The sequence below is a fragment of the Conyzicola nivalis genome (genome assembly GCF_040548875.1).
Lineage (GTDB): Bacteria > Actinomycetota > Actinomycetes > Actinomycetales > Microbacteriaceae > Conyzicola > Conyzicola nivalis_A.
In genome coordinates this window covers 1,631,680-1,656,118 of record NZ_JBEPSJ010000001.1, presented here as the reverse complement: position 1 = coordinate 1,656,118, position 24,439 = coordinate 1,631,680, and the positions used below count along the sequence as shown (strand labels likewise).

Sequence of the window (24,439 nt, the reverse complement as noted above, 5' to 3'; positions counted from 1 at the left end):
ACGCCGCCTCGACGGGCCACGCCGCTTCGACGGGCTCAGCGACCGAAGAGCAGTAAGGACAGCCAATGAAGACTCTCATCAAGAACGGCCTCGTCGTCAACGCGACCGGCACGGGCCTCGCCGACGTGCTCATCGACGGCGAGACGATCGCCGCGGTGCTCGCCCCGGGCTCCAACCTGCTCGGCTTCGACCTCGAGCGCAACGTCGACACGGTTATCGACGCGGCGGGCAAGTACGTCATCCCCGGTGGCATCGACGCGCACACCCACATGCAGATGCCCTTCGGCGGGACCGAGGCATCCGACACCTTCGAGACGGGAACGCGCGCGGCCGCCCACGGCGGAACCACGAGCATCGTCGACTTCGTCGTGCAGTACGCGGGCGAGAACGTGCTCGACCAGTACAAGGCCTGGCACGAGAAGGCGGCCGGGCAGTGCGCGATCGACTACGGGTTCCATCAGATACTCTCCGACGTCCAGGACTCGTCCCTCGTCGCCATGGACGAGCTCGTCGCCGAGGGCGTCTCGAGCTTCAAGATGTTCATGGCCTACAAGGGCGTCTTCCTGTCCGACGACGGCCAGATCGTGAAGGCCATGCAGAAGGGGGCGGAGAACGGCGCGCTCATGATGATGCACGCCGAGAACGGCAGCGTCATCGACCTGCTCGTCGAGCAGGCCGTGCGGGCAGGCAACACCTCGCCCTACAACCACGGCCTCACCCGCCCCTGGCAGGCGGAGGAGGAGGCGACGCACCGCGCCATCATGCTCGCCAACCTCACGGGCGCGCCGCTGTACGTCGTGCACGTCTCGGCGAAGCAGGCCGTCGACCAGATCGCCACGGCCCGCGACAACGGCCAGAACGTGTTCGGCGAGACCTGCCCGCAGTACCTCTACCTGTCGCTCGAAGACAACCTCGGCGCCACCAGCGACGAGTGGGGACCCTTCGAGGGCGCGAAGTGGGTGTGCTCGACCCCGCTGCGATCGAAGGCTGAGGGACACCAGCACCACATGTGGCAGGCGCTGCGCACGAACGACATCCAGATGGTCTCCACCGACCACTGCCCGTTCTGCATGAAGGGGCAGAAAGACATGGGGCTCACCGACTTCTCGAAGATCCCGAACGGCATCGGCTCGGTCGAGCACCGCATGGACCTCATGTACCAGGGCGTCGTCGACGGGCACATCTCCCTGTCGCGCTGGGTGGAGCTCACCTCGACCACACCGGCGCGCATGTTCGGCATGTACGGCACGAAGGGCGTCATCCAGCCGGGAGCCGACGGCGACATCGTCGTCTACGACCCGAACGGCCACACCTCGATCGGCGTGGGCAAGACCCACCACATGAACATGGACTACTCCGCCTACGAGGGCTACGAGATCGACGGCCACGTCGACACGGTGCTCTCGCGCGGAAAGATCGTGGTCGACGACGACACCTACGTCGGCACGAAGGGAGACGGCCGGTTCTTCAAGCGTGGCCTCTCGCAGTATCTGATCTGACCCAGCGACCGCAACCTAAGGAATCACATGGACTTCGGAGCAGTACTGCAGACCAACCCGCCCGCGTCGCGCACCGTGGCGCTCGCGAAGCTCGCCGAGCAGCACGGGTTCAGCCACGTCTGGACCTTCGACTCCCACCTGCTCTGGCAGGAGCCCTACGTGATCTACAGCCAGATCCTCGCCGAGACGCGTCGCGTCATCGTCGGACCGATGGTCACCAACCCCGCCACCCGCGACTGGACCGTCACCGCCTCGACGTACGCCACGCTCAACGAGATGTACGGCAACCGCACCATCTGCGGCATCGGCCGCGGCGACTCCGCGGTGCGGGTCACCAACGGCAAGCCGACGACGCTCAGGGAGCTGCGCGAGTCGATCCACGTCATTCGCGAGCTCGCGAACTCCCGGCCTGTGGAGTACAACGGGGCGACGCTGCAGTTTCCGTGGAGCACCGGGTCGACGCTCGACATCTGGGTCGCCGCCTACGGCCCGTTGGCGCTCAAGCTGGCGGGCGAGGTCGGCGACGGCTTCATCCTGCAGATGGCCGACCTCGATGTCGCCGAGTGGATGATCAGAACCGTGCGCACCGCGGCCGACAACGCGGGCCGCGACCCGATGGCGATCAAGTTCTGCGTCGCCGCCCCCATGTACATCGCCGCTTCCGACTCGCGGGCCGACTGGGATCACATGCGGGATCAGTGTCGCTGGTTCGGCGGGATGGTCGGCAACCACGTGGCCGACATCGTCGCGAAGTACGGCGACCCTTCGGCCGGCTCAGGACGAGGGGCTGTGCCGCGCGCGCTCACCGACTACATCAGGGGCCGCGAGGGCTACGACTACAACGAGCACGGCCGCGCCGGCAACACACATGCCGACTTCGTGCCCGACGAGATCGTCGACCGCTTCTGCCTGCTGGGCACCGCCGAACAGCACATCGAGAAGCTGAAGGCTCTCAAGGAGCTCGGCGTCGACCAGTTCGCCGGCTACCTGCAGCACGATAACAAGGAGGAGACGCTGCGCGTCTACGGCGAGACAGTCATCCCCGCCATGCGCGACCACATCACGGCGAAGGCCTAGACGCTCCACCCATCCGAAGAAGGAAGACGCTCCATGAACGACCTGAACCCCGCCGACGGCGAACTCGCCTACGACCTCGACCGCGCCCACGTCTTCCACTCCTGGAGCGCGCAGGGGGCGCTGACGCCGCTCGTCATCGCCGGAGGAGCGGGCTGCGACGTCTGGGACTACGACGGAAACAGCTACCTCGACTTCTCGAGCCAGCTCGTGAACACCAACATCGGGCACCAGCACCCGGCCGTCGTCGCCGCGATCAAGGCGCAGGCCGACGTGCTCACCACCGTCGCACCCGCACACGCCAACCTCGCCCGCGGCGAGGCGGCGAAACGCATCCTCGCGCGCGCCGGCTCGACGTTCGGCAAGGTCTTCTTCACCAACGGCGGGGCGGATGCCAACGAGAACGCCATGCGGATGGCGCGGCTCACGACGGGGCGAGACACGGTGCTCTCCACCTACCGCTCGTACCACGGCAACACCGGCGCGGCTGTGGTGGCCACCGGCGACTGGCGTCGAGTGCCCAACCAGTTCGCGCGCGGCCACGCGCACTTCTTCGGGCCGTTCGAGTACCGCTCGGAGTTCTGGGCCGACTCGCCGGAGCAGGAGTCGCAGCGGGCGCTCCAGCACCTGGAACGGGTCATCCAGTCGGAGGGTTCGTCGTCGATCGCCGCGATCCTGCTCGAGACCATCCCCGGCACCGCCGGCGTGCTCGTGCCGCCGCCGGGCTACCTGCGCGGCGTGCGCGAGCTCGCCGACAAGTACGGCATCGTGCTCATCTTCGACGAGGTGATGTGCGGCTTCGGGCGCACGGGCGGCTGGTTCGCGTTCCAGAGTCTCGCCGATGACGACGGGCCCGTCGTGCCTGACCTCATCACCTTCGCCAAGGGCGTGAACTCGGGCTACGTTCCCGCGGGCGGAGTGATCATCTCGGAGTCGATCGCGCAGGCGTTCGAGACCCAGGTCTTCCCGGGTGGGCTCACCTACTCGGGACACCCGCTCGCCATGGCGTCGATCGTCGCCGCGCTCGACGCGATGGAGGCGGAGGGCATCGTCGACAACGCGCTGACCATCGGCACCGACCACCTCGCGCCGGGGCTCGCGGAGCTCGCTGCGAAGCATCCGCTCATCGGAGAGGTGCGCGGTCTCGGCGTCTTCTGGGCCCTGGACCTCGTCGCCGACCCGGTGTCGCGCGAACCCGTCTCCGGAGTGGTGATCGGGCAGCTCAAGAAGGAACTCATGGCGCGCGGCCTGCTGCCGTTCGCGGCCGACAACCGCATCCACGTCGTTCCGCCATGCATCGTGACGCCCGAGGAGGTCGCCCGTGCCCTGGCGATCTACGACGAGGCGTTCACCGCGGTGGAGTCGACCCTGTCCTAGTGCGGCGACCTGAGGGGCAATCTTTCGACGTTGAGGCGGGCACTGAGGGTCGATTCCTTGCCCCTCGGCTCGGCGGGGCCCCAGCGCGGGCATGCGCGTCGGCGCGCGTTCACGTAGAATCGACGGTTGTGTCGAACTTCACCCCCACCCCGTTCACCGTTCCGGTGTACGACCTGATGCACCGCTCCGGCGAGATGCGCGAGCACGAGCTCGACATCGTCGTGCCGGAGGCGTTCGGCAATGCCCTCATCGGCATCCCCGAGAACGCCACGATGCACCTCGACGTGCGCCTCGAAGCCCTCCACGACGGCATCCTGGTCTCCGCAGACGTCTCCACGATCGCCGCCGGCGAGTGCGGCCGCTGCCTCGACGCGATCGAATTGCCGGTCGAAGTCGAGATTCAGGAACTTTTCGCGTACTCTGTTGACGAAGCTTTTGACTACACGGTTGTCGAGGATCACATTGATCTTGAACCGTCCGTCAGGGATGCGGTAGTGCTGTCACTGCCGTTTCAACCGGTATGTCGTCCGGATTGCCCAGGACTCGACCCGGTAACGGGCGAAAGACTGGCCGACTTTCCAGACAGGAAACCCCAAGAAATCGTAGATCCTCGCTGGTCTGCGCTCGCCGGGTTCCAGTCATCCGAATCAGATGTTGCAGGCGAGGCGGCAGGCGATGCCGACCGCGCCGAGAGAGAGAAGAGAAGCTAATGGCTGTACCGAAGCGCAAGATGTCGCGCGCGAGCACCCGCATGCGCCGCGCGCAGTGGAAGGCGACCGCCCCCACGCTGGTCAAGACCGTCGAGAACGGCAAGACCGTCTACAGCCTCCCGCACCGCGCGAAGGTCGTCGAAGACTCGACCGGCACGCCCCTGTACATGGAGTACAAGGGCCGCAAGGTCGCGGACGTTTAGTCCACACTTGAATTTCTGCGAGTCGGCCCGTGACTGGTAACACTGCCAGCCGGGCCGATTTGTCGTCCCTGCTGGGAATCGACATCGGCCCGGATCTGCTCGAGCTCGCTCTGACCCACCGCTCCTTCGCGTACGAAAACGGGGGAGTGGCGAACAACGAGCGCCTCGAGTTCCTCGGCGACTCGATTTTGGGCCAGGCGGTCACCGTGATGCTCTTCACCGAGCACCCCGACCTCGACGAGGGCGAGCTGGCCAAGCGCCGTGCGAGCCTCGTGTCGACCGTCGCCCTCGCCGAGGTCGCCCGTCACATCGGGCTGGGCCAGTACCTGCGCGTCGGCCGAGGCGAGGAGCTCACCGGCGGCCGCGACAAGTCGTCGATGCTCGCCGACACCGTCGAGGCCATTATCGGCGCCGCCTATCTCTCCCGCGGCGGCGAAGAGGCCACCGCGCTCGTCTACCGGCTGATCGCGCCGCTGCTCGCCGACCCCGAACGCTTCGGCGCCACCATGGACCCGAAGACGAGCCTGCAGGAGCTCTCCGCGCGACGCAGCCTGGGAGCCCCGACCTACGTCATCGTCGACAGCGGGCCCGACCACCTCAAGCGCTTCCACGCCACGGTGCTGCTGCAGGAGCGCGAGATCGCCACCGGCGTCGGCTCCAGCAAGAAGCAGGCCGAGGTAGCCGCCGCGCTCGAGGCGTGGACGCAGCTCGTGCGCGACGCCACGTAGGTGCCGGAGCTCCCCGAGGTCGAGGTGGTGCGCGCCGGTCTCGCGCCCGCCGTCAGCGGATCCCACGTGGCATCCGTCACCGTCTTCGACGAACGGTCTCTGCGTCGCCACCCCGGGCCCGGCGAGGACTTCGTCGACCGCCTCGAGGGCCGCACGATCGTGTCGGCCGAGCGGCGCGGCAAGTTCCTCTGGCTGCCGCTGGGGGCCCATTCGACGACCTCGGGGCAGGCAGGCTCAGCGACCGCCGAGGCGCTCGTCGTACACCTCGGCATGAGCGGCCAGGTGCTGCTGCGCGACCGCACCACCGACGACAGGCTCACGCGCATCCGGCTCGAGCTCGACCACCCCGAGCACGGACCGCTGCGCCTCAACTTCGTCGACCAGCGCATCTTCGGCTCGATGGCGGTCGACGAGATGATCGAGACGACGGATGCGCCCGGCGCCCTCGTGCCGAGCCAGGTCGCGCATATCGCGCGCGACCCGCTCGACGAATGGTTCGACGACCGGTTGTTCCTCGACCGGCTCGCCCGGCGCAACACCGGCGTCAAACGCGCCCTGCTCGACCAGACGCTGCTGAGCGGGGTGGGCAACATCTACGCCGACGAGGCGCTGTGGGCGGCGCGCATCCACTACGACCAGCCGACGTCGACGCTCTCCCGGCCGCGGGCGAAGCTGCTGCTCGCCGAGGTGCGGCTCGTGCTCGAGAAGGCGCTCGGCGAGGGCGGCACGAGCTTCGACGCGCAGTACGTGAATGTGAACGGGGCTAGCGGCTACTTCTCGCACTCGCTCAACGCCTACGGCCAGCAGGGAAAGCCCTGTCCACGCTGTGGCCGGCCGATCATCCGCGAGTCGTTTATGAACCGCGGATCGCACTTCTGCGCGTTCTGCCAGCGGGTGCGCGCTCCTCGCTAGATTTTGGCAATCGGTTGTCAAAACCAGCCTGCCGCGGCTAAGCTCGCAACAGAACGACGGTCGGGAGCCAACGACGGCCCCGTCGCAGAGCTTCGGCCGGTGCCCGACGGGCGGCCGATCAACGTAGAAGAGAACTGTGACTCTAGACAATGCTGTCCACTGGAAACTCTCGGGATTCGGCGACGAGATCGACCCCGATCCGCACGTGCAGGGCGCGGTACTCCTCGCTCTCGGAGCACACCACATCGAGGTGCGCAGCGCGTGGGGCATCAACGTCGTCGACCTCGACGACGACGCGACGGCCCGGCTGAAATCCACTCTCGACGCCTTGGGCCTCGCCGTCTCCGCGGTCGCCTCGCCCATCGGCAAGGTCGACGTCTCCCTGCCGCCCCGGCACGAGGTCGAGCGGCTCACGCGCGTCATCCGCGTCGCGGCCACGCTCGGCGCGCCGTACATCCGGATATTCTCCTTCTTCCGACAGCCCGAACAGAGCGCCGCCGACATCCGTGAGGCCGTGATCGAGCGGATGGCGCTGCTGGCAGCCACCGCGGAGGAGGCGGGAGTAGTGCTGCTGCATGAGAACGAGAAGGGCATCTACGGCGACACCCCCGAGCGCGTGCTCGACATCGTCGAGTCGGTCGGATCACCCGCACTCAGGCTCGCGTGGGACAGTGCGAACTTCGTGCAGGTGGGGGTCAGGCCGTTCACCGAGGCCTACGCGATGCTGCGACCCCACATCGAATACCTGCAGGTGAAAGACGCGGTCGCCTCGACCGGAGACGTCGTCCCGGCAGGGGAGGGCGACGGCGAGGTGCTCGAGACGCTCGCCGCGCTGCGCGACGACGGCTACACCGGCTTCGCCTCCCTCGAACCGCACCTCGCGCGGGCCTTCGAGCTCGGGGGCTTCTCGGGGCCGGAGGCGTTCGGAGACGCCGGCCGCGCCTTCCGCCATCTCACCGATTCCATTGGAGTGAAACTCGTATGACCGCTGAACGCACCCGTCTCGTCCTCGTCGGAGCCGGCCTCATCGCGCGGCAGCACGCCCGCGTGATCTCCGAGCTCGCCGACCGCCTAGAGCTCGTGGCCGTAGTCGACCCGCAGCCGTCCAAGGCGAAGGAGCTCGCCGAGCAGTTCGGCGCCGACGTGTTCTCATCGCTGTCGGAGGCGCTCGCGGCGACCGACGCATCCGTCGTCGTGGTCTGCACGCCCACCGGCACCCACGCCGACATCGCCATAGAGGCGCTCGAGGCCGGCAGGCACGTGATCATCGAGAAGCCCGCCGAGGTCACGGTCGACCGCACCGACGCGATCATCGCGGCGCAACAGGCCGCGGGCACGCTCGTCACCGTGATCTCCCAGCACCGCTTCGACCCGGCCACCGAGCTGCTCGTGGGGGCCATCGAGCGGGGAGAGCTCGGGAGACTCACGTCGGGAGTCGCGTCTATCGACTGGTGGCGAGGGCAGAGCTACTACGACTCCGGCGACTGGCGCGGCACGTGGGCTCTCGACGGGGGAGGCGCGCTGATGAACCAGGGCGTGCACACCGTCGACCTGCTCGTCGCGGCCCTCGGAACCCCGGTCGAGGTATTCGGCTATACCGGCACCCTCGCGCACGACCGTATCGAGGTGGAAGACGTGGCGGCCGCCGTCGTCAAGTTCGAATCGGGCGCCATCGGCGTTCTGCACGGCTCGACCGCGGTGTACCCGGGGCTCGTCGCGCGTCTGCAGATCCACGGCGACAAGGGCTCGGCCGTCATCGAGAACGACAGGCTCACCTACATCCACACGACTCCCGCGGGGGAGCCGGTCGAGGAGGCGTTCATGGGCAACACGGGTAAGAGCACGAACCAGATCGACCGGCACGAGTTTCCGGCGGACTTCTTTCCCGAGGGCGGCATGTCGAACGCCCACAAGCACCAGTACCTCAACTTCCTGGCAGCGCTCGAGGGCGCAGAGCCGGTGCGCATCGGCCTGCGCGAGAACCGTCAGGCCATCGCGATCATCACCGGCGTCTACGAGTCCGCCCGCACCGGACTCCCCGTCAGCCTCGTCTAGTCGTCCCACAACCGAAGAGAGTCAACGATGACAACCAGAACCCCTCGCGTCGCCGCGAACCCCATCCCCTACTGGTCGCGCGGCGGCGTGACAGACAAGTCGCCCGCCGTGTTCGAGGAGGCCTTCCGCGACTTCCAGAAGATCGGGTTCACCGCGGTCAAGGCCGACATCCCCCAGGGCATGACGGCGGCCGGCTACCTCGAATGGATCTCGGGCTACGGCCTCGCCCCCTCGCTCAGCCTGTTCAGCAGCGCATTCGACGAGACCGTGGACATGGTCGACGTTCTGGAGAGCGCCAAGCGGTTCGCGGCCGACCAGGCGAGCCTCGGCCAGGACCGCGCGATGATCTCGTCGATGGCGATCCCCGCACGCATGGCCGAGCCCGCGGTCGGGGCCGACTTCTGCGAGGACCGCCTGCAGCTCGCGATCGAGAACGCCGGCGCGACCTGCGAGGTGCTGCTCGCCGAAGGCATCCGCCCCCTCCACCATTCCCACATCGGCGGGGTGTTCGAGACGGAGCACGAGATCACCAGCCTGCTCGACACCCTCGGCCCCGACCTGATCGGATTCGGGCCGGACACCGGGCATCTGCGGTGGGCCGGCATCGACCCGGTGACTCTGATCGAGCGGTACGCCGACCGCCTGGGCGGCATCCACCTCAAAGACGTCTACGCGGACTATCTCGATCCCGCCGACCGTGTCGGCCTCGGCTACCGCGAGACCGCGGCGACCCAGCGACTGTGGGCGGAGCCCGGCAGGGGGGTGCTCGACTTCGACGCGATCGTCGCGGCCATCCCGGCCGACTACGACGGCGACTACATGATCGAGGTAGACGTTCCCAGCGTCGACTCGCTGTACGAGTCGCACGCGATCTCCTACGAGTGGGCGAAGTCCGCACTCACGTTCGCCCAGCTGTGATGGCGGATGTCACGGCCGCGGTCGTCGGCTGCGGCGACATCTCGGCGCTGCACCTCGACGCGCTCTCACGGCTCTCCGACGTGCGCCTCGTCGCGCTGGTCGACGACGATCCCGGACGGCTCGCGGCCGCCGTCGACGCGCACGGCGTGCCCGGCTACGCCGACTTCGTCGCGATGCTCGACGCGGAGAACCCCACGGTCGTGCACGTGTGCACCCCGCACAGCGAGCACGCCTGGATGACGCTCGCCTGCCTCGAGCGGGGAATCAACGTGGTCACCGAGAAGCCGCTCGCCCACACGCTCGCCGACGGGGAGGCCCTCGCCCTGGCCGCCCGGCGCAGCTCGGCCAAGGTCGGCGTCTGCTTCCAGAACCGGTACAACCCCACCGTCGCCGCGCTCAAGGCCGCGCTCGACTCGGGCGAGCTCGGGGCGGTCGTCGCCGCCCACGCCACGGTCGTCTGGCACCGCGCAGCCGCCTACTATCTCGACCGGCCGTGGCGCGGCACCTGGTCGGGAAGCGGCGGCGGGCTGCTCATGAACCAGGCCATCCACACGGTCGACCTCGTGCAGTGGCTCGTGGGCGACGTCGCGAGCGTCGTGGGAGGCGCCTCGAACCGATCGTTGCGGGGGGTGATCGAGGTGGAGGACACCGCCGACTTCGTGCTCGAGCACGCCGACGGTGTGCGCAGCGTCGTGTTCGCCACGCTCGCGAACGCGGCGAACGCGCCGGTCACCATCGATGTCGTGACCGAGAAGGCGACGCTGCACCTTCGCGGCGATCTGACCATCCGGCACGACGACGGACGGGTGGAGGTCGTCTCCGACCAGCCGGCCCGCCCGGGGGAGCGCTCGTACTGGGGCGTCTCGCACGAACTGCTCATCCGCGACTTCTACGCGCAACTCGACGCGCCCGGTGCGTTCTGGATCGATCCGGACGAGGCGCTCAAGTCGCTGCGCATCGTCAAGCAGGTCTACCGGCAGTCCCTCGAGCACTCGGTTTGACAATCGCTTGCCAAAAGTTTTGACAATCGGTTGCCAAACCGGAGTCCGCGCCCTTACTCTGGGGCAGGAGCACCGACCGACACCCCCGAGGGGCCGGGCGGTACGACGGACAGAGACGTTCATATCCACCAGCTAGGAGCTGACAATGAAGTTACGTTCACGAGCCGCCTTCGCGGCCATGCTGACGACCGGGGCCCTCGTGCTCACCGGTTGCGGCGCAAGCGGCGGAGCCGCCACCGGCGACAACACCGCTGGCCCGACGGGGGGAACGCTGTCGATCGGCTCGCTCGTCGACGTCACTTCGTTCGACCCCGCCGCATCGCACGTCGGCCATTACATGCAGTACTACCAGCCCGTCTACGACACCCTGATCATGCGCGAGCCCAACGGCGACCTGACGCCGATGCTCGCCACCGACTGGGAGTACGACGAAACGGAGACCGAGCTCACGCTCAACCTGCGCGACGACGTCACCTTCACCGACGGTGAGAAGTTTGACGCCGAGGCCGTCAAGGCCAACATCGATCACTTCAAGGTCGCGAACGGCCCGCAGGCGTCGACCGCCGCTTCGATCGAAGCCGTGCGCGTCGTCGACGAGGACACCGCCGTCATCGAGCTGTCGCAGCCCGACCCCGCCATCCTCCTCTACATGGCCGCCTCCGCCGGATTCATGGCGAGCCCCGCCGCGCTCGACACCGAGGGCATCATCGGCACCCCCGTCGGCTCCGGTCCGTACATCCTCGACACGGAGTCCACGATCGCCGGCGCCACCTACACCTACGCGAAGAACCCCGACTACTGGAACCCCGACCTCCAAAAGTTCGACGAGATCGTCATCAAGCCGATGCAGGACGTCACGGCCCGCGTCAACGCCCTGGTCTCCGGCCAGGTCAACGCCGCGCTGCTCGACGCCAAGACGGCGCCTCAGGGCACAGGCGCCGGCCTCAACGAGATCACCAATCCCGTCGACTGGCAGGGACTGTTCCTCTTCGACCGGGGCGGCGTCCAGGCCAAGCCGTTGGGCGACGTTCGCGTGCGCCAGGCGATCAACTACGCCATCGACCGGCAGTCGCTGCTCGACTCGCTGCTGCTCGGCAACGGCGAGATCACCAGCCAGGTGACGGGCACCTCCAGCGCCGGCTACGTGAAGAAGCTCGACGAGCGGTACGACTTCGACCCGAAGAAGGCCAAGTCGCTGCTCGCCGCCGCCGGCTACCCCGACGGCTTCGATCTGACCCTGCCGGTGAACAGCGCCGACACGATCATCAACGCGGCCATCGTGCAGCAGCTCGCCGACGTCGGCATCAACGCCACGCAGGTCGTCATCCCCTCGACCGACTACCGCAACGAGATCTTCACCGGCAAGTACTCCATCGGCTACTACGGCATCTTCCAGGGCGACCCGTGGGTGGCGGTCAACCACCACATCGGCCCGAACGCCGCGTTCAACCCGCTGAAGTACACGGACGAGAAGTCCGCCGCGCTGATCGAGAAGATCCAGGCGGGCGACGACGACGCGGCCAAGGAGTTCACGGAGTACATCACCGAGGAGGCCTGGTTCGCACCGTTCTACCGCGTGAACCAGCTGTACTTCTTCGACAAGACGGTGACCGTCGAGAACCAGCTGCAGCAGGCAGTGCCGTCGATCTACAACTACGCCCCGACGAAGTAGCCCCACACCGGCCGGGGCGGCCCCACAGCCGCCCCGGCCACCCACCCGACCGGGTCAGGCACGCCGCGCGCGAAACATGGGAACTAGACAATGCTGATATTCCTCCTCCGACGTCTCGTCGCGGGAATCCTGCTGCTGTTCGTGATCTCCACGATCACCTACGTGCTGCTGTATTTCTCCTCCGACGGGATCGCGCAGAACATCCTGGGCGAGTTCGCGACGCCCGAGCAGATCGCGCTGAAGCAGGCGGAGCTCGGGCTCGACCAGCCGCTGCCGGTGCGCTACTTCGAGTGGCTGGGCGGCGCGATCACGGGTGACTTCGGTCGCTCCTGGTTCAACAGCGAGCCCGTCGTGACCGCCCTGTTCAACCGTCTTCCCGTCACCCTCACCATCGTTCTCGGAGCACTCGTCATCGCCGCCGTGCTCGCCGCCCTCCTCGGCGTGGCGGCAGCGATCAAGCGCGGCTGGATCGACCGCGCGGTGCAGCTGCTCTCGCTCGCGGGCGACGCCCTTCCGAGCTTCGTCGTAGCGATCGTGCTGGTGACCAGCCTCGCCATCCAGGCGAAGATCTTCCCGGCGACCGGGTTCGTGCCCTTCTCCGACAACCCGGCCCTGTGGCTGATGTCCATCGCGCTGCCGATCACGGCGCTCGTCTTCCAACTCGTCGCACAGGCCGCGCAGCAATTCCGCAGCGCGATCATCGACGTCCGGCGCCGGGACTTCGTGCGCACCCTGCGCAGCAGGGGGCTTCCGGAGCGCGAAGTCGTCTTCAAGCACGTACTCCGCAGCGCGGCACCCGCCGCCCTCACCATCCTCTCGCTGCAGTTCGTCGGTCTGCTCGGCGGATCGGTGATCATCGAGCAGATCTTCGCCCTCCCCGGCGTCGGACCGCTCGCCGTGCTCTCCACGACCCAGGGCGACATTCCCGTCGTCATGGGCGTCGTCGTCTACACCGTCATCATGGTCATCCTCGTCAACCTCGTCGTCGACCTCGTGAACGGCTGGCTCAACCCGAAGGTGCGTGTCTCGTGAGCGAAGCAATCGTGCAGAACCCGCAGGTGCCGGCGGTCGTCGCACGCAGCGGCGTCGTCAAGCGGCTCGCGAAGAACCCGCTCGCGATACTCGCGCTGCTCCTGCTGGCCGGAACGGTCGTCGCGAGCTTCCTCGCGCCGGTGCTCGCGACCCACGACCCCAACTTCGGCGATCTCCAGGCGGTGCTCGCCGGTCCGAGCGCCGAGCACATCCTCGGCACCGACAGCCTCGGCCGCGACGTCTTCAGCCGACTGCTCTTCGCGAGCCAGGTCACCCTCGCAGCGGCGGCCCTCGCCGCCGTCGTCGCGATCGCCATCGGCGTGCCGGCCGGCCTCCTCGCCGGCTATCACGGCGGCTGGTTCGACGGCAGCGCCAACTGGGTGACCAACATGCTGATGTCGCTCCCCGGCATCATCGTGCTGCTCGCGGTGCGTGCGGCGACCGGTCCGTCGGTGTGGATCTCGATGCTCGTCTTCGGAGTGCTTCTCGCACCGTCGTTCTACCGGCTCACCCGCACCGCGGTGAAGTCGGTGCGCAACGAGCTGTACGTCGACGCGGCCAGGGTGTCCGGCCTCAGCGACACCCGCATCATGTCCCGTCACATCTTCTCGGTGGTGCGCGCCCCCATCATCATCCAGACGGCGAACGTCGCCGGCGTCGCCATCGCGATCCAGTCGGGCCTCGAATTCCTCGGTCTCGGCGACCCGCTGGTGCCCACCTGGGGCGTTATGCTCTCCGACGCGTTCCGCAACGTGTACCTCACCCCGCTGCTGCTCGTCTGGCCAGCGCTCGCGATCGCGATCACCACCGTGTGCCTCGCGATCCTCGGCAACGCGCTGCGCGACTCGCTCGAAGACGGACAGAAGGTGCCACGCGTGCGCAAGCCTCGGCTCGAGGCATCCGCCCCCGCTCCTTCGGCGGTGACCACCGATACGGCGACGAACGCCGTCAGCGACCACCTTCTCGTGGTCGACGGCCTGCGAATCGGCTACCCCCAGGCGGGCGGGACGATGAAGACGGTCGTCGACGGCGTCTCGCTGCACGTCGACCGCGGTGAGGTGCTCGGCATCGTGGGCGAGTCGGGCTCGGGGAAGTCGCAGACGGCCTTCGCGATTCTCGGCCTCCTCCCCGACACCGCCGAGATCCTCGGCGGCGGCATCACCATCGGGTCGACGCGAACGGTCACGCCCGGCTCGCGCCAGGTCTCCCAGGCGCGCATCGCCGCGCTGCGCGGAAAGGGCATCGCCTACATCCCGCAGGAGCCGATGAGCAACCTCGATCCGGCATTCACCATCGGCTACCAGCTCGTGCGCCCCATGGTGAAGGTGCTCGGCATATCGAAGGCCGAGGCCAGGCGCCGCGCGCTCGAGCTGCTCGTGACGGTCGGCATCGTCAACCCGCAGCGCACCTTCGACGCCTACCCGCACGAGATCTCCGGCGGCATGGCGCAGCGCGTGCTGATCGCCGGAGCCGTCAGCTGCGAACCCGACCTGCTGATCGCCGACGAGCCGACCACGGCACTCGACGTGACCGTGCAGGCCGAGGTCCTCGACCTGCTGCGCGACCTGCAGAAGAGGCTCGGCATGGGGATGATCATCGTCACGCACAACTTCGGAGTGGTCTCCGACATCTGCGACCGCGTCGTCGTGATGAAGGACGGCACGCTCGCGGAGGGCGGCGACGTGCGCACGATCCTGCGCGCCCCGCAGCACGACTACACCAGGCAGCTGCTCGCATCGACGCTCGAGGGAAAACTGCCCATGAGCATGCTCACGACGGGAACGAAAGCATGACGAACACACCGCTGCTCGCCGTCGACGGGCTCGACGTCGTCTACCCCGGCAAGGGCTTCCGCGCCAAGAGCTTCCAGGCGCTCGCCGACGTGTCGATCAGCGTCGGCGCGGGGGAGACCCTCGGACTCGTCGGCGAATCCGGGTCGGGCAAGACCACGCTCGGGCGGGCCATCCTCGGGCTCGCCCCGGTGACCCGCGGCACGATCGACTTCGACGGCACAGACATCTCCCATGCCAGACGCGCCCAGCGCCGCAGCCTCAGCGCCGACCTGCAGGTCGTCTTCCAAGACCCCTACACGTCGCTCAACCCGGCGATGACGATCGGCAGCATCCTGTCGGAGCCGCTCGCCGTCGCCGGAACGGGGCAGAAGGCATCGCGTGCGCGCATCGCCGAGCTGCTCGACCACGTCAACCTGCCCCGCGACTCCGTCGACCGCCTGCCGCGGGAGTTCAGCGGCGGGCAACGGCAGCGCATCGCGATCGCGCGCGCCCTCGCCCTCAGCCCCAAACTCATCGTCTGCGACGAACCGGTGTCGGCCCTCGACCTGTCGACGCAGGCCCGCATCCTCGATCTCTTCCTCAGCATCCAGCGCGACACCGGCGTCTCGTACCTGTTCATCTCGCACGACCTCGACGTCGTGCGGCACATCAGCCACCGCGTCGCCGTGATGTTCCGCGGCGAGATCGTCGAGCAGGGCGAGGCGGCCCAAATCACCGGCGATCCGGAACATCCGTACACGCAGCGCCTCCTGATGGCCTCGCCGGTCACCGACCCCGACCGCCAGGAGGAACGCCGCAACGACCGCCTCCGACTGCTCGAGAGACAGCGCAACGAAGACGAGCAGGCCGGTGCCGTCGCGTGACCGGACGCGTCCCGTGGAGCGCCTGCGACGGGAATGCGCGCCGAGTCAATACGGTGTGTACCGTGCCCCGTTTGCCTAGGCTGTGCGCGAAACCAGATGGAGGCTCCCATGAGCGAGAATGACCGCGGCACGGTGAACGCCGTCTCCCCGCGCAAGCCCGCCGCCACCATCTACGACATCGCGCAGCTGGCGGGGGTCAACGCATCGACGGTCTCGCGTGCCCTCAGCACACCCGGACGCATCAGCGCCAAGACCGAGCAGAAGATCCATGCCGCGGCCAAGGAGCTGAACTACCGGGTGAACCCCGCGGCGCGCGCGCTTCTCACCGGACGCACCAGGACGATCGGCCTCATCGTGGCCGACATCACCAACCCCGTGTTCTTCGACATCGTGCGCGGCGCGGAACGGGAGGCGGCCGAGCACGACTACACGCTGGTGCTCGCCGAGTTCCGCGAGTCGGCCGAGACCGAGATGTTCACGGCGCGGCGGCTCATCCCCTCGGTCGACGGCCTCATCCTCGCGACCTCGCGGCTCGAGCCCGACGAGATCAGGGGCCTCGCCGAGGAGAAGCCGGTCGTCGTCATCAACCGCGAGGTCGAGGACATCACGAGCATCGTCGCCGACGTGGCGCCCGGTGTGGACCAGGCCATCACGCACCTCGCAGGTCTCGGCCACACCCGCATCGCCTACGTGGCAGGACCCCAGCGGTCATGGGTCTCGCACAAGCGCTGGGAGAGCATCCTCGCCGCGACCGCGAGAAGCGGGATGGAGGCCGTCGAACTGCCGAGCGAGCAACCCGTCATGCAGGCGGGCCGGGCCATGGCCCCCGCCGTGCTCTCGAGCGGCGCCACGGCGGTCATCGCCTACAACGACCTCCTCGCGATCGGTCTGATGCAGGAGTTGATCGGCCGGTCGGTGAGTGTGCCCGGCGACATCAGCATCCTCGGATTCGACAACATCTTCGGCGCCGATTTCACGACGCCGGGGCTCACCTCGATCGGATCGCCCCACACCGAGGCCGGCATGTACGCGGCCAGGGGCATCCTGTCGATCCTCGACGGCGCTCCGAGCGACCAGACGAGTCACGAAGCGCTCGTGACATCGCTCGTCCTGCGCGGCTCGACCGGCCCGCGCCCCGCCGTCTGACGTCCGAGCCCACCGCGCACTCGTGCGCGCCCTGCACTCTCGCCATTTTGGCAACCGATTGACAAACGTGAAGGACCCGACCACTATGAGAGCCATGTCACCGTCGATAGCAGCCGATCCCGACCGCCTCATGCCGGTCGACCCCGCGGCCCGCTCCGTCGCCCGCACGCTCCACGCGCTCGTCGGGGGGCTTCCGATCATCTCGCCGCACGGACACGTCGACGCCGCCCTGCTCGAGAAGAACGAGCGCTTCCCCGACCCGGCGACGATGCTCATCAGCCCCGACCACTACGTCACGAGGCTCATCCACGCGAGCGGAGTGCCGCTCGACCGCTTGCGGGTGGGCGGCACGGTCGCCGTCGAGCCGCGCGAGACGTGGCGGAGCTTCTGTGCCGCGTGGCACACCTTCGACGGCACCGCCTCCGGCTACTGGCTGCGCTCCGAGTTCGTCAACGTGTTCGGCATCGACGACGGCCGCATCGACGCCGAGCACTCCGACGAGACCTTCGATGCCATCGAGGCCCGCCTCGCCTCCGCCGAGTTCCTGCCCCGCGCGCTCTTCGCGGCCTTCAACATCGAGGTGCTCGCGACGACCGACGACCCACTCGACGACCTCGCGGCGCATCGCGCGCTCGCCGCCGACCCCACGTTCGCCGGCCGGGTGCTGCCCACCTTCCGACCCGACGCCTATCTCAAGACGAACAGCCCCGGCTGGGCGCAGCGGGTCGAGACCCTCGTCGACGTCGCGGGCGACGGCCTGACGGGGCACGCCGGCTACCTCCGTGCGCTCGAGAACCGGCGGGCCCACTTCATCGCGAACGGCGCCGTCTCGACAGACCACGGGTCGCGAACGGCGCAGACCCTGCGCCTCGACGCCTCTGACGCGGAGGCACTGTTCGACAGCGCACGACGAGGTGAGGCCACCGAAGCGGACGCCGACCTGTTCGAGGCGCACATGATGTACCAGATGGCGCGCATGGCCGTCAGCGACGGGCTCGTGATGACGATGCATCCGGGGATCCTCCGCAATCACCACACGGCGACGTTCGCCGCATTCGGTCCCGACACCGGACACGACATCCCGGTCGCCGTCGACTACACCAACGGCCTCCGCGCCCTGCTCGAAGACTTCGGCACGGCCGAGGGTTTCCACTTCGTGCCCTTCACCACCGACGAGACGGTGTTCTCCCGCGAGATCGCCCCGCTCGCTGGCTTCTATCCCGCGCTGTACGTCGGTGCACCGTGGTGGTTCCTCGACGCGCCCGACGCCATGCTGCGCTTCCGGTCGGCCGTCACCGAGACGGCGGGCTTCTCCCGGTCGTCGGGGTTCATCGACGACACACGCGCGTTCGCCTCGATCCCGGCCCGGCACGACGCCTCGCGTCGCACCGAGGCGGCGTTTCTCGCCCGGCTCGTCGTCGAACGCCGCATCACCGAGCAACGTGCGGCCGAGATCATCGTCGATCTGGTCGACTCGTCGCCCCGCCGGGTGTTCAAACTGTGACCATGCGAACGGATGCGCCCGCGCTCCTCGACCGCCGCAGCCACGGCGCCTCCAGACCCGCCCGGGTCGGCATCGTGCACCTCGGTCTCGGCGCCTTCCACCGCGCCCACCAGGCCTGGTACACCGACCGCGTCGACACCGCGGGTGAGTGGGGCATCGCCGCGTTCACCGGCAGGTCTCCGGAGGCGGCACGCCTCCTCGACGCCCAGGACGGGCTGTTCACCGTCGTCGAGCGCGGCGAGGGCGGTGACGCGTTCCACGTCGTGTCCAGCATCGTCGAGGCGCACGACGGCGCCGACCTCGCGCGACTGAGCGCACTCGTCGCCGCCCCGACCACCGGGGTCGTGACGATCACGGTGACGGAGGCCGCCTACCTGCTCGGCGCCGACGGCGCGCTCGCGGCCGACTCCGCGGCGGTCCTCGCCGACCTGCGGCCGGGTGCCGCTCCGACGACCATGCCGGGCAGGCTCGTGCACGCCCTCGCCGCCCGCCGGGACGCCGGCGTCGGCGCCATCGCCGTAGTCAGCTGCGACAACCTGCCCGCCAACGGCGCCGCGGCGCGCGCCTCCGTGGTCGGAATGGCGGAGCTCCTCGATCCGGCCCTCGCCGACTGGATCACCGCGAACGTGTCGTTCGTCCACACCTCCGTCGACCGGATCACCCCGCGCGCGACCCCCGCCGACAGCGCCGAGGTCGCCGAGGCGATCGGCCGCCTCGACCGGGCGCCGGTCGTGACCGAGCCGTTCACCAGCTGGGTGCTCAGCGGGGACTTCCCCGCCGGACGCCCGGAGTGGGAGGCCGCCGGCGCGGTGTTCGTCGACGACATCGAGCCGTTCGAGCGCCGCAAGCTGTGGCTGCTCAACGGGGCGCACTCCCTGCTCGCCTACGTCGGCGCCACCCGCGGGCACACCACCGTCTTCGACGCGATCTCCGACCCCGTGTGCCAGGACCGGGTCGAGCAGTTCTGGGACGAGGCATCCGCCCACCTCACCGCCCCCGGCCTCGACGTCGGATCCTACCGAGCGGCGCTGCTCGACCGATTCGGAAACTCCCGCATCGCGCACCACCTCGCGCAGATCGCGACCGACGGAAGCACGAAGCTGCCTCTGCGCGCCATTCCCGTGCTCCGCGCCGAACTGGCGGAGGGGCGCAGTGGGCGCGCATCCGCGGGGCTCATCGCCGCCTGGATCGCCTGGGCGGCCGAGGCGGCGCACATCGCCGACACCCGTGCACCGCAGATCGAGGCCGCTCTCTCGCTCAGCGGCCGCGCCCGCACCGTCGCGATGCTCGCGATCGTCGACGACGACCTGGCGAGGGATGCGACCGTCGTCGACCTGCTCGAGTCGCTGCTCGCCGCCACCCACTGACACCAGCTCCACCGAGAGGAACCCCCGTGAAGATCATCGCCGCCGACGTCATCGTGACCAGCCCGGACCGTAATTTCGTGACCCTGAAGCTGACGACCGACGACGGGCTGACCGGTCTGGGGGACGCGACGTTGAACGGGCGGGAGCTTTCCGTGGTGGCGTACCTGCGGGAGCATGTGGTGCCGCTTTTGATCGGCATCGACGCGCACCGGATCGAGGACACCTGGCAGTTCCTGTACCGCAGCGCGTACTGGCGGCGGGGTCCGGTGACGATGGCGGCGATCGCGGCGGTGGATGTGGCGCTGTGGGACATCAAGGCGAAGGCGGCGGGGATGCCGCTGTACCAGCTGCTGGGCGGGGCGTCGCGCACCGGGCTGCTCGCCTACGGCCACGCCTCCGGCAAGAGCAATGAGGAGCTGTTCGACAGTGTGCGGGAGCATCAGGAGCAGGGGTACAGGGCGATCCGGGTGCAGACCGGGGTGCCGGGGCTGAAGTCGATCTACGGCATCGCCTCCAACGCCACCTTCGAGGCCAACACCGGTGTGCGCTACGACCACGAGCCCGCCCAGCGGGGGGCGAGGCCCGCGGAGGAGGACTGGGACACCCGGAGCTACCTCAGGCATGTGCCGACGGTGTTCGAGGCGGTCAGGAACGAGTTCGGGCCGGAGCTGCCGCTGCTGCACGACGGCCACCACCGGATGACCCCCATCCAGGCGGCGAAGCTCGGCAAGTCGCTGGAGCCGTACGACCTGTTCTGGCTCGAGGACGTCACCCCGGCGGAGAACCCGGAGGCGCTGCGCCTGGTGCGGCAGCACACCACCACCCCGCTGGCGATCGGGGAGATCTTCAACACCGTGTGGGACTACCAGCAGATCATCCGCGAACAGCTCATCGACTACGTCAGGAGCGCCGTCACCCACACCGGCGGCATCACCCACCTGAAGAAGATCCTCGACTACGCCAGCCAGTACCAGATCAAGTCCGGCATGCACGGGCCCACCGACATCTCCCCGGTCGGCATGGCCGCCGCCATGCACCTCGGGCTCGCGATCCACAACTTCGGCATCCAGGAGTACATGCGCCACGGCGACAAGACCAACGCCGTGTTCCAGCAGTCGTTCACCTGGACCGACGGCATGCTCCACCCCGGAGACACCCCCGGCATCGGCGTCGAACTCGACGTCGACGAGGCAGGCAGATACCCCTACGAGACCGCATACCTGCCCTACAACCGCCTCGCCGACGGCACCGTACACGACTGGTGATGCACCACATCGTGGTCATGGGTGTCGCCGGCTGCGGCAAGAGCACCGTCGGAGTGCTGCTCGCCGCGGCGCTCGATGCGCCGTTCCTCGACGCGGACTCGCTGCACCCGGCGGAGAACGTGGCGAAGATGGCGGCGGGCACGCCCCTCGACGACGCCGACCGTGCGCCGTGGCTCGCCGCCGTCGCCGCCCGGTTTGCGGGCGATCACTCGCTCGTGATCGCCTGCAGCGCCCTCCGCGTGGCCTACCGCGATCTCATCCGGGCCGGAGCGCCCGACGTCGTGTTCGTTCACCTGCACGGCACGCCCGAGCTGCTCGCGGCCCGGATCGGCGCGCGTCCGGGGCACTTCATGCCGCCGGCGATGCTCGCGTCGCAGCTCGCCACCCTCGAGCCTCTCCTCGCCGCGGAGTCGGGCTTCGTGCTCGACGTGGCGAGCGATCCCCACGAGCTCGTCGACGCCGCGCTCGCACGGCTGGTGCCGGTGTCGAGGCCGAGCTGAGCGGTGGCGCCGCATCCACCGAACCTATATCGTTCCCAGATGAGATTGACTCGAACAATCGTCGTCGGGGTGATCGCCGCCGCGGTGCTCAGCGGGTGTGCGATCGGGGCTGAGCCTGAGCCCACTCCGTCACCCGAGCAGCCGTTCGCACTCGCGATCTCCGACGAGGCGGTTCTCGAGGCGCTCGGTCCGCTGCCCGCCGACGAGGAGTTCACCCCGGAGCAGCAGAACGACTTCGTTCAGCGTTCAGCAGAATTCCACTGGACCAACGTGGCGCGGGGCTATCCCGACGCGGTGCGTCCGGAGGTCGTCGAGATCGACCGGACGACGGGCGGCAATCCCGCGGCCCTCGCGTGCCAGCAGGCCTCGACCGGCACCCCTCAGGAGGTCGCGATCGCCGTCTACGTCTGCGCGCGGCAGCACGTCACCATTCCGGACGGAACGCTCAGCGAGAGACAGGTCGCCTATCTCTACGACTACCAGACGCGGTTCGTGCTGCCCTGCTACGAAGAGAAGGGGCACGCCGCCACGATCGCGCCGATCGACCGCGACGAGTTCATAGCGACGTGGCCGTTCCAGAACTGGGGCCCGTATCCGTCCGATATCGAAATAGGGACCGTCGCGTACGACCAGCTGAACCTCATGTGCCCGGCCGTGCCCGACGAGTGGGACTAGCGCAGGGTCTTCTTCCACGCACTCTCCGAGCCCCACGGCAGAAAGCCGAGGGCCTCGTTGACGGCGATCATGTGCCGGTTCTCCTCCGCGGTGAAGGTGAGGACGGCCGGATGCCCCGGCTTGGCCTCACCCAGCCGCAGTAGGTTGCCCGCCTTCAACACCATTCCGAGCCGACGCCCGCGATGCGGCTGCAGCACGATCGTGTCGCCCTGGCGAACCGGCCGGTTCACCTCGCGTGGCACGTCGAGCTCGGTGTACCCCGCCGCCTCCCCGGTGGCGACGTGCTCGACGAGCGCGCTGAGCCTCGTGCGTGGGCTGGACGAGAGGATCAGGTCTTGGGCGCGCACCCGCTCGGCCGACCACGGTGAGGTGTCCGGTTCGAGCCCGGCCTGCGGCGCGTCGGTGGCGAGCCGCGCGCGCAGCTCGGCGACCTGGGCGAGGTGCTCGTCGGGAGTCGCGCCCGACCAGTAGGCCACGTGGTACCCGTCGCCCGTCGCGGCGCTGGCCTGCAGGTAGCGCCGGCGCAGCACCCGCCGGTCGGCGGGCAGCTCCAGTCGGCTCATCCTCGCCACCTGCTCGAGCCGGAAGCCCCGGGCCAGTGCGAACCGGGTGGCCGGGCTGTCGCGCGGCACCGTTCCGAACCCGGTCGGGGCGATGATGCGGTCGATGCAGCCGCTCTCGCCCTGGATCACGTAGCCCTGCAGCACGGGGGTGTCGGCCGCCACGGCCACCTGCTCGATCGTCGCGTACAGGGCCGACCCGATGCCGCGACCCCGGTGCTCCGCGAGCACTTCGACGGTGATCCAGGCGATCGGTGTGCCGAGGGGCAGCTCGACGATGGCCCGCCCGACGATGGCGCCGTCGACCCGGGCCACGAACATCCGCTTCACTTCGAACGCCTGGGCCCGCCACGCCGGCAGCAGTTCGCTCGGCATCATCGCGAGGTCGTACGATCCGGCCGACTCCGCCTCGATGCGGTTGCGCACCCTGGTCATCTCGATGAAGTCGCCGGCGTCCGGCGCGTCGAGCGTCTCGGGGATCGCCAGCTCGTCGATCGAGAATCCGGTCACGAGAGTGATTTCCTCCACGCGCCCTCGTAGCCGATCGGGGTGAAGCCCACGTCTTCGTTGACCTGAAGCATGTGACGGTTCTCCTCGGCGTTGAAGGTGATGACCGACGGATGCCCCGGCCGCTCTCTCTGCAGGATGTCGAGGTTCGCCACTTTCAGCAGCATGCCGAGGCGGTGGCCGCGGTGCTCACGCAGCACGAGTGTGTCTTCCTGGCTCACCGCGCGGTCGACCTCCGGCGGCACCGAGAGCGAGGTGTAGCCGACGAGCCGGCCGCTCGGCACGTGCTCGACCACGGCGGTGAGCAGCGTGCGCGGGTTGGCCTCGTGCCTGTCGTCGTCGTCGGAGACCCGTTGCGCCGTCCACGGGTCTTCCGGCTCCGCGAGACCCGCCGACGGTGCATCCGTGCTCATCCGCGTGAACAGGGTGGCCATGTCGTCGCGCCAGCGTTCCGGAACGCGGCCCACCCACGAGTGCACCGCGTAGTCGTCGCCGGCCCTTTCGGAGGCCTCGGCGACCCAGTCGCGCAACCGCTCGCCGTCGAGGGGCAGGGCGAGCCGGCTGCCGCGCTCGATCTGCTCGAGGGTGAAGCCGCGGGAGAGCAGGAACCGCACCTCGGGGTTCGCGAGCGGCACCGTGCCGAAGCCGGTCGCCGCGGTGAGCCGCTCTCCGGGGCCGTCGGGGGAGACCACGTAGACCAGCAGCCGTTGTCGCGAGTCGCTGCGGGCGAGCTGCTCGACGGTGTCGGCCAGCGCCGTGCCGATACCGCGCCTGCGCTGGTCGGGCAGCACTTCCACGGTGCTCCACGCGACCCGGTCGTCGTCGGCGACGTTCCTCTCGTAGTAGGCCCGCCCCACGATGCGGCCGTCGATGCGCACACCGAACAGCCGGCGCGGCGCGTGCTCCCGGTCGAGCCAGTAGGGGAGGGTCTCTGCCGCGGTCATGGTCAGCTCCGAGGTGCCGTAGCTCGCCGCCTCGATCGAGTTGCGCACCTCGATCGTCTCGATGAAGTCGGAGGCGTCATCGTCGCCGATCGCGTCAGGAATGGTCAGTTCTTCGACAGTGAAGCTGGTCATCT

At 68.7% G+C, this 24,439-nt stretch carries 23 protein-coding genes; 21 read left to right on the top strand and 2 right to left on the bottom strand.

Annotation, left to right across the window (positions count from 1 at the left end):
• Positions 1-65 precede the first annotated feature (65 nt).
• The 21 genes from hydA to ABIE21_RS08025 all read left to right on the top strand — a co-directional run bounded on the left by hydA (position 66) and on the right by ABIE21_RS08025 (position 22,294).
• Positions 66-1,499, top strand: a complete 1,434-nt coding sequence (gene hydA / locus ABIE21_RS08125; RefSeq protein WP_354024267.1) for a dihydropyrimidinase — start codon at positions 66-68, stop codon at positions 1,497-1,499.
• A gap of 27 nt (positions 1,500-1,526) precedes the next feature.
• Positions 1,527-2,576 carry a TIGR03842 family LLM class F420-dependent oxidoreductase gene (locus tag ABIE21_RS08120; protein WP_354024266.1) on the top strand — a complete coding sequence of 350 codons (1,050 nt, stop codon included), beginning with the start codon at positions 1,527-1,529 and terminating at the stop codon, positions 2,574-2,576.
• A 33-nt stretch (positions 2,577-2,609) separates the two neighbouring features.
• Positions 2,610-3,950, top strand: a complete 1,341-nt coding sequence (locus tag ABIE21_RS08115) for an aspartate aminotransferase family protein (RefSeq protein ID WP_354024265.1) — start codon at positions 2,610-2,612, stop codon at positions 3,948-3,950.
• Positions 3,951-4,078: 128 nt separating this feature from the next.
• On the top strand, positions 4,079-4,660 hold the full coding sequence (locus ABIE21_RS08110; protein ID WP_354024264.1) for a YceD family protein: 582 nt from the start codon (positions 4,079-4,081) through the stop codon (positions 4,658-4,660).
• On the top strand, positions 4,660-4,863 hold the full coding sequence (rpmF, locus tag ABIE21_RS08105) for a 50S ribosomal protein L32 (RefSeq protein ID WP_354024263.1): 204 nt from the start codon (positions 4,660-4,662) through the stop codon (positions 4,861-4,863). Before ABIE21_RS08110 ends, rpmF begins: the two co-directional genes overlap by 1 nt.
• Before the next feature lie 29 nt (positions 4,864-4,892).
• Entirely contained in the window at positions 4,893-5,591 is a 699-nt protein-coding gene (gene rnc, locus ABIE21_RS08100; RefSeq protein WP_354024262.1) for a ribonuclease III, read from the top strand.
• Positions 5,592-6,503: a bifunctional DNA-formamidopyrimidine glycosylase/DNA-(apurinic or apyrimidinic site) lyase gene (gene mutM, locus ABIE21_RS08095; RefSeq protein ID WP_354024261.1), complete on the top strand. Its 912-nt coding sequence runs from the start codon at positions 5,592-5,594 to the stop codon at positions 6,501-6,503.
• A 136-nt stretch (positions 6,504-6,639) separates the two neighbouring features.
• Positions 6,640-7,488 (top strand): sugar phosphate isomerase/epimerase family protein, encoded by an 849-nt coding sequence (locus ABIE21_RS08090; RefSeq protein WP_354024260.1) that lies wholly within the window; start codon positions 6,640-6,642, stop codon positions 7,486-7,488.
• Entirely contained in the window at positions 7,485-8,558 is a 1,074-nt protein-coding gene (locus tag ABIE21_RS08085) for a Gfo/Idh/MocA family protein (RefSeq protein WP_354024259.1), read from the top strand. The genes ABIE21_RS08090 and ABIE21_RS08085 overlap by 4 nt, the downstream gene beginning before the upstream one ends.
• Before the next feature lie 27 nt (positions 8,559-8,585).
• Entirely contained in the window at positions 8,586-9,476 is an 891-nt protein-coding gene (locus ABIE21_RS08080; RefSeq protein WP_354024258.1) for a sugar phosphate isomerase/epimerase family protein, read from the top strand.
• Complete coding sequence (locus tag ABIE21_RS08075) at positions 9,476-10,477, top strand: Gfo/Idh/MocA family protein (RefSeq protein ID WP_354024257.1); 1,002 nt, start codon at positions 9,476-9,478, stop codon at positions 10,475-10,477. Before ABIE21_RS08080 ends, ABIE21_RS08075 begins: the two co-directional genes overlap by 1 nt.
• A 145-nt stretch (positions 10,478-10,622) precedes the next feature.
• Entirely contained in the window at positions 10,623-12,149 is a 1,527-nt protein-coding gene (locus ABIE21_RS08070) for an ABC transporter substrate-binding protein (protein ID WP_354024256.1), read from the top strand.
• 90 nt (positions 12,150-12,239) lie between these two features.
• Positions 12,240-13,181, top strand: a complete 942-nt coding sequence (locus ABIE21_RS08065; protein ID WP_354024255.1) for an ABC transporter permease — start codon at positions 12,240-12,242, stop codon at positions 13,179-13,181.
• Positions 13,178-14,974 carry a dipeptide/oligopeptide/nickel ABC transporter permease/ATP-binding protein gene (locus tag ABIE21_RS08060; RefSeq protein WP_354024254.1) on the top strand — a complete coding sequence of 599 codons (1,797 nt, stop codon included), beginning with the start codon at positions 13,178-13,180 and terminating at the stop codon, positions 14,972-14,974. The genes ABIE21_RS08065 and ABIE21_RS08060 overlap by 4 nt, the downstream gene beginning before the upstream one ends.
• Entirely contained in the window at positions 14,971-15,837 is an 867-nt protein-coding gene (locus ABIE21_RS08055) for an ATP-binding cassette domain-containing protein (protein ID WP_354024253.1), read from the top strand. The genes ABIE21_RS08060 and ABIE21_RS08055 overlap by 4 nt, the downstream gene beginning before the upstream one ends.
• A gap of 108 nt (positions 15,838-15,945) precedes the next feature.
• A complete protein-coding gene (locus ABIE21_RS08050) occupies positions 15,946-16,983 on the top strand; it encodes a LacI family DNA-binding transcriptional regulator (RefSeq protein WP_354024252.1) in 1,038 nt (345 codons plus the stop codon).
• Between the two features lie 94 nt (positions 16,984-17,077).
• Positions 17,078-18,487 carry a glucuronate isomerase gene (gene uxaC / locus ABIE21_RS08045; RefSeq protein ID WP_354024251.1) on the top strand — a complete coding sequence of 470 codons (1,410 nt, stop codon included), beginning with the start codon at positions 17,078-17,080 and terminating at the stop codon, positions 18,485-18,487.
• Positions 18,488-18,489: 2 nt separating this feature from the next.
• Positions 18,490-19,854 (top strand): mannitol dehydrogenase family protein, encoded by a 1,365-nt coding sequence (locus tag ABIE21_RS08040; protein ID WP_354024250.1) that lies wholly within the window; start codon positions 18,490-18,492, stop codon positions 19,852-19,854.
• A 26-nt stretch (positions 19,855-19,880) separates the two neighbouring features.
• A complete protein-coding gene (gene manD, locus ABIE21_RS08035) occupies positions 19,881-21,119 on the top strand; it encodes a D-mannonate dehydratase ManD (protein WP_354024249.1) in 1,239 nt (412 codons plus the stop codon).
• The gene (locus ABIE21_RS08030) at positions 21,119-21,619 is read left to right on the top strand and encodes a gluconokinase (RefSeq protein WP_354024248.1); all 501 of its coding nucleotides are present in this window, start codon (positions 21,119-21,121) and stop codon (positions 21,617-21,619) included. The genes manD and ABIE21_RS08030 overlap by 1 nt, the downstream gene beginning before the upstream one ends.
• A gap of 39 nt (positions 21,620-21,658) precedes the next feature.
• Entirely contained in the window at positions 21,659-22,294 is a 636-nt protein-coding gene (locus tag ABIE21_RS08025; RefSeq protein ID WP_354024247.1) for a hypothetical protein, read from the top strand.
• Here ABIE21_RS08025 and ABIE21_RS08020 read toward each other — a convergent pair.
• Positions 22,291-23,382: a GNAT family N-acetyltransferase gene (locus ABIE21_RS08020; protein WP_354024246.1), complete on the bottom strand. Its 1,092-nt coding sequence runs from the start codon at positions 23,380-23,382 to the stop codon at positions 22,291-22,293. The two genes, ABIE21_RS08025 and ABIE21_RS08020, sit on opposite strands and share 4 nt — an antisense overlap.
• Positions 23,361-24,437 carry a GNAT family N-acetyltransferase gene (locus ABIE21_RS08015; RefSeq protein ID WP_354024245.1) on the bottom strand — a complete coding sequence of 359 codons (1,077 nt, stop codon included), beginning with the start codon at positions 24,435-24,437 and terminating at the stop codon, positions 23,361-23,363. Before ABIE21_RS08015 ends, ABIE21_RS08020 begins: the two co-directional genes overlap by 22 nt.
• Positions 24,438-24,439 lie beyond the last annotated feature (2 nt).